Consider the following 4,875-nt stretch of genomic DNA (forward strand, 5'->3'; position numbering starts at 1 on the left):
CGGGGAGTGGAAGGCGTGCGAGACGCGCCGACGGCCCGGGCACTGGGACCCCGCCTGGTTGCCCTGCGCCGCCGCGTCCCCGGGCAGCGGCCGGGCGCGACGGAAGCCGTGCAGCGCAGGCTCGAACTGCTGCACACCATGCCGCAGGCCCTGACCACAGGGCGCTGAACATCCCTGCCCGGAGGGCCGGCGGGAGGTCTGCTGCAGCGCGGAACCGTCCGAGGACGTGGATCGGGGACCTTGGATCGGATACCGGCGTCAGGCTTGGCGGGCAGAGGCCGTGAGCCGGTCGGCGAGCGCGATGACGAGGTCCCGTAGTTCGTCCGGTCGCTCGATGACGAACGGCCGGTCGAGCGAGGCGAGCACGGGTGGCAACCAGTCGAGCCGCTCTGCTCTCAGTTCGACGTGGAGCCAGCGCTCGGTGTGCGGATCCGCGGCTTCCCCGGGTACGGGCTCCTCCACGGTCGCGACGCTGGCGGGCAGTCGGGTGCGGATCTGTTCGACCGTCCCGTGGATCCGCAGGGTCACTTCGTGCCGGTAGGCGGCCTTGGCGAGCCCTGACAGGACGCGCCGTGCCGGATCGAGGTCGGCGGGCGGCTCGAATGACCCTGGCAGGGGCCTTGCGTCCGCGATGCGATCGAGCCGGAAAGTCCGGTCCTGGCCGATCTCGGGATCGGTGCCCGTCACGTACCACCGGCCCGCATGGGCGACGATCCCGTACGGGTGCAGCGTGCGTTCGCTCCGTCGTCCGTCTCGGGCGGTGTACCTGATCAAGGTCGGGCGGCGGTGGCGTACCGCATCGGAGATGGCGAGCAGGACCCCTGTCTCCGGGGTGGCCACCTCGTCGGGCTCAGCGGTGAAGGCGAGGGATTCCATGACGGCGTCGAGCCGACGGGCCAGACGCTCGGGCAGTGCCCGGCGGATCTTGGCCGTCGCCGTCTCGCCCGCGGTTCCAGTCGCCGCCGGCAACCCGGTCCTGCGGCCGGCGGCGAGGCCGAGCAGCACGGCGAGCGCCTCGTCGTCGTTGAGCATGAGCGGCGGCAGCCGGTACCCGGGGGCGAGCCGGTACCCGCCGTAGCGGCCGCGGACCGACTCGACCGGGATGTCGAGGTCGATCAGGTGCCCCACGTACCGCCGCACGGTGCGTGCGTCGACGCCGAGCCGGTCGGCGAGTTCGGCCATCGTTCTGATGCCGCCGGACTGCAGGAGTTCCAGGAGGGTGAGCACGCGGCTGGTGGGTCGAGCCATGTCCACGAGCCTAGCGTTGATACCGGACCGGTTCTGTCCACTATTTGCTCTAGCGTCCGAGGTGCAACGGCTTCACCAGCTTGAGGAGAGCATCATGGACTTCGTCTCGATCCGGATCATCACCAGCGACGTAGCGCGCCTCGTCGACTTCTACGAGCGGGCCACCGGTGTGCGGGCGGACTGGTCCACCGAGGACTTCGCCGAATTGCGGACCCCGAGCGCGACCCTCGCGATCGGCAGCACCCGCACCGTGGCACTGTTCGCTCCCGGCTCCGCCCGTCCGGCCGCCAACGACACCGTGATCATCGAATTCCTCGTCGCCGACGTGGACGGCGTGTACGGGAACCTGGCCGATCTCGTCCCCGACTTCGTGACCGAGCCGACCACGATGCCCTGGGGGAACCGGTCGCTCCTGCTCCGTGACCCCGACGGCAACCTCGTCAACTTCTTCACCCCTGTCACGCCGGCGGCCATCGAGAAGTTCGCTAGCTGACGACAGTGCGCGCGCCAGGGCGAGGAGCGATCCGGACGGCACGCTCCACACGGACCGGACCATCCGGGACGGAGGCCACCTCCTCCACGCCGTCACCGTCACGGGCCTGGCCGATGACGGCGAAGGGGAGTACCGGCTGTCCGGCTGGTCCCCTCGGTGCGGGCGAGTGGGCGTGTCAGTCCTGTGCGGTGTGCGCGGTGCTCATGCGGTGTGGGGCTCCCTGTTCGTCGGGTGGTTCAGGAGAGTTCGCAGGGGTGCTGGGAGGCGGGTCCGTAAAGGCTCTCCGCCGGCGCGGACATCGGCCAGGGGCGCACCGTTGTCCGCGACCGGGATCGCGGCGACCCGCGGGTCGGACATCAGGACGATACTCATCTAGACCTCCCGGTCCCAGGCGCCGAAGTACGTGGGGATCCCGGTCTTGCGGGCGGCCATCACGGCCTCGGGCCGGGCGTGGTCACGTCCCGGCATCAGGCCCTGCCTCTCGGGGACGGCCAGGGCACGGGCCTCGTCGTGCTCGTCCGGGTCCAGCACGATCCCGGCAAGCTGTCCGGGGGTGAGCCGACCGCCGTGGAACACCCGTCCGACGGTGGCCGGGAGCTTCGGGGGTCCCTCCACTCGGAGGCCGGTCGCGGCCTTCGGCAGCGTCCCAGCGAACTCCTTCGGAGGCAGCCATTTCCCTTCGCTCACGACGCGTTCCCTTCGACGGAGGAGGGGAAGCGCGTCATCCGCATGAGTGCCGGGTCGGCCGCGAAGCCGAGCTTCTCGTACAGCGGGGCGGAGCCCTCGCTGGCGTACAGCTCGTACAAGGTCACCCCCTCGTGCTCCAGGTGGTCGAGCAGCGCGGAGAGTGCGGCCTCGGCGTAGCCGCGGCGCCGGTGGGCGGGGTCGGTGGCCACCGCGTGGACCCGAACGGCCAGGCCCTTGGGGTACTTCGGGGCGGGCAGGACAGCGTGCACCAGGCCGAGGGCACAGGTGGCGAGCCCGCCGGCGGGGGAGTCGACGACGTACGCGCGGGCGTCACCGCCGTCCCGGAGGCGTAAGGCGAGCTGCTCGGCACTCGTGGTGAGCCAGGCTTCGTCGAGGCGTTCGCTGAGGATGTTTTCCGACCGCAGGCGGGCGATCTCGGCGGCATCGGCAGGGGTGGCGAGGCGAGGTTGGGGCATGAGGGTCCTTCTCGAACGGGTCGAATGTGCAGACACACTACGGGTGTTGGGTTCGGCGCCGGCGCAGGGTGCGGTGGCCGCGCTCGGTGACCTCGGGGCGTTGTGGCTGGTTGCCGCAGGCGATGCCGGGGACGCCATCGAAGGCCGCCTCGCAGTCCAGGCGCAGAACGGATGCTTGATCCTGCCCGCGGCCGTGGCGACTGCGGAGGGACGCCCGTGCGCACTGCGGTGCCGGTGCCGACCAGACGGGGAGCGCTTGCCCCGAGTGCCGGCACCCAGGACCGGTGCGCCGCGACCTCCCGGTCATGGAACCGTGCCCCGTGGTGCCGTCCGTGGAACTCCCGAGATGCGTCACACCGGACGCCGTTTCAGGGCCCGGAAACTGCAGCCTGCCGCAGTGCCCATCACCGCGCGGCCGGCCGGCCGCCGCGCCCGCCGGTGTGTAGACGATCGCACCCAGCGTCCACACGCTGACGCTGAGGGCGTACAGCCAGATGGATCCGGCCGTACGGCCTGGAGCCGAGCCGCCGGCCAGGGCCGTCAGGCCGAAGCCCCATCCCAGCAGCAGGGCGCCCAACGGCAGTACGACACCCGTGCCCCGTCGGACCACCCACCCCGCCAGAGGGATCTGAAGCAGCGCCGCCAACAACACGAAGGGCCGGTCCCGGCACACCTGTGCCGCTGCGTGAAGCAGTACGTCGAGCGCTACCTGCTGGAAGGCGGACTGCCGCGTTCGACGGCGACCTGCCCTGCGGAGGGCATCGACAAGGAGGGCCGCGAGGCGATCGAGCCGTCGGGCCTACTGAGGGGTGGCCCCGGCGCACCGTCAAGTCCGGTCGGGCAGGGTGAAGTCATACGGACTGGGCCCGGGGTCCGGATTGACTCCGGGATCCCCGCACACGCATGCGAAGTGCATGTAGAAGTAGAGCGGACCGATGACGTCCCCTGGGGGCCAACCGGCTTCGAGATCGACGATGAGGCCCGTCATTCGGTCGAACCGCGTGCCACGACGAAGCTCCCGGGGGACCCACCCCCTTCCTCCTTCACCGTCCAACGAGGCCGCATGAGCGCTGATCGTCCAGGCGCCGCCGGTTACCGAGACTTCCAGGACTTGGCCCGATTCGGGGAAGTAGTCCCCGTCGGCGTCGTCGGTCCCCGCCAAGGTGAACTTCGACCAGAAGGGTTCGGTGGCATTGTCGAGTCGGATCACCCATGGGCCGAAGAATTCCACGGTCAACGTTCCCCTTCCGGGCCCGGTCACACTTCGAGACCTGTGCGCCGGGTGAATCGGCTGCTGAACCCGTCGAGGCGGTTGTCCTCCGTGATCGTTGCGAGCTCGCTGCGCCACGCCCCGAGCCGGCCGTTGTCAGGGTCGCTTTTGTCGCCGAAGAGACGTTCGACGTCCGCTCGAGTGGAGTCGTTGCGCTGACCCCAATGCAGGACGCCTCCCATATTGGGATTGAGCGCGAGTGCGACCGCGTAGTCGATGAGCTCCTGGGTGCCGGAAACGTCCTTCAGGCCGGCCACCTCGATCGAGCACGTCGTTTCGTGCTGTTGCATACCGAGAAACGCCTCGCATCGCCCCGTGAAGCGCAACGACACCCAGCCGAGGAACGCCTTCCCGCGGAACTCCTGGTTGATCTCGAAAGCGATCAGGGCGTCCACGAAGGCGACCAGCCGATCGTCGAGTGCGTCGAAGAAGACCTCGACGGAGTCCACGTTCACTCCGCAGCTGCGGTCCAGATAGTTCCAGCGGTCCAGCACCGCGTAGCTGCGGGCGCCGAACTCCATGTCGCCCTGCATCTCCTCGAACACTTTGTAAGAGATCAACTGCCAGGCGAAGATCCCGGCGGCCCGCTTCGCGGGATCGGGCTCGGACGGGTCGAGCAGCTCGTTCTTGATGCCGTTCAGGTGCTCCCCGAGGCGATCGTCGGAGTTGAACGCCTCCAGTAGCTCCCTGAGCACGAGCAG

Annotated in this window: 6 protein-coding genes; 1 reads left to right on the top strand and 5 read right to left on the bottom strand. The window is 69.7% G+C overall.

Annotated elements, in window-relative coordinates:
- Positions 1-258 precede the first annotated feature (258 nt).
- On the bottom strand, positions 259-1,248 hold the full coding sequence (locus AB0O29_RS34075) for a YafY family protein (RefSeq protein ID WP_365159774.1): 990 nt from the start codon (positions 1,246-1,248) through the stop codon (positions 259-261).
- A gap of 94 nt (positions 1,249-1,342) precedes the next feature.
- Here AB0O29_RS34075 and AB0O29_RS34080 point away from each other — a divergent pair, with 94 nt between their 5' ends.
- Positions 1,343-1,741 (top strand): VOC family protein, encoded by a 399-nt coding sequence (locus AB0O29_RS34080; RefSeq protein ID WP_365159777.1) that lies wholly within the window; start codon positions 1,343-1,345, stop codon positions 1,739-1,741.
- Between the two features lie 372 nt (positions 1,742-2,113).
- On the opposite strand, the gene AB0O29_RS34085 is transcribed toward AB0O29_RS34080, so the two are convergent.
- The 4 genes from AB0O29_RS34085 to AB0O29_RS34100 form a co-directional block, all read right to left on the bottom strand.
- On the bottom strand, positions 2,114-2,428 hold the full coding sequence (locus AB0O29_RS34085) for a hypothetical protein (protein ID WP_365159780.1): 315 nt from the start codon (positions 2,426-2,428) through the stop codon (positions 2,114-2,116).
- Entirely contained in the window at positions 2,425-2,904 is a 480-nt protein-coding gene (locus AB0O29_RS34090; RefSeq protein ID WP_365159783.1) for a GNAT family N-acetyltransferase, read from the bottom strand. The genes AB0O29_RS34085 and AB0O29_RS34090 overlap by 4 nt, the downstream gene beginning before the upstream one ends.
- Positions 2,905-3,730: 826 nt before the next feature.
- The gene (locus tag AB0O29_RS34095) at positions 3,731-4,135 is read right to left on the bottom strand and encodes a hypothetical protein (protein WP_365159786.1); all 405 of its coding nucleotides are present in this window, start codon (positions 4,133-4,135) and stop codon (positions 3,731-3,733) included.
- A 26-nt stretch (positions 4,136-4,161) separates the two neighbouring features.
- Positions 4,162-4,875, bottom strand: a 714-nt coding sequence (locus AB0O29_RS34100) for a hypothetical protein (RefSeq protein ID WP_365159789.1), incomplete at its 5' end; no start/stop codon positions are given.

Source organism: Streptomyces sp. NPDC089915 (assembly GCF_040684675.1).
Classification (GTDB): Bacteria; Actinomycetota; Actinomycetes; order Streptomycetales; family Streptomycetaceae; genus Streptomyces.

Coding starts and splice junctions, on each gene's coding strand:
- AB0O29_RS34080 (WP_365159777.1), top strand. CDS start 1,343: ATGGACTTCGTCTCGATCCGGATCATCACCAGCGACGTAGCGCGCCTC.
- AB0O29_RS34075 (WP_365159774.1), bottom strand. CDS start 1,248: ATGGCTCGACCCACCAGCCGCGTGCTCACCCTCCTGGAACTCCTGCAG.
- AB0O29_RS34090 (WP_365159783.1), bottom strand. CDS start 2,904: ATGCCCCAACCTCGCCTCGCCACCCCTGCCGATGCCGCCGAGATCGCC.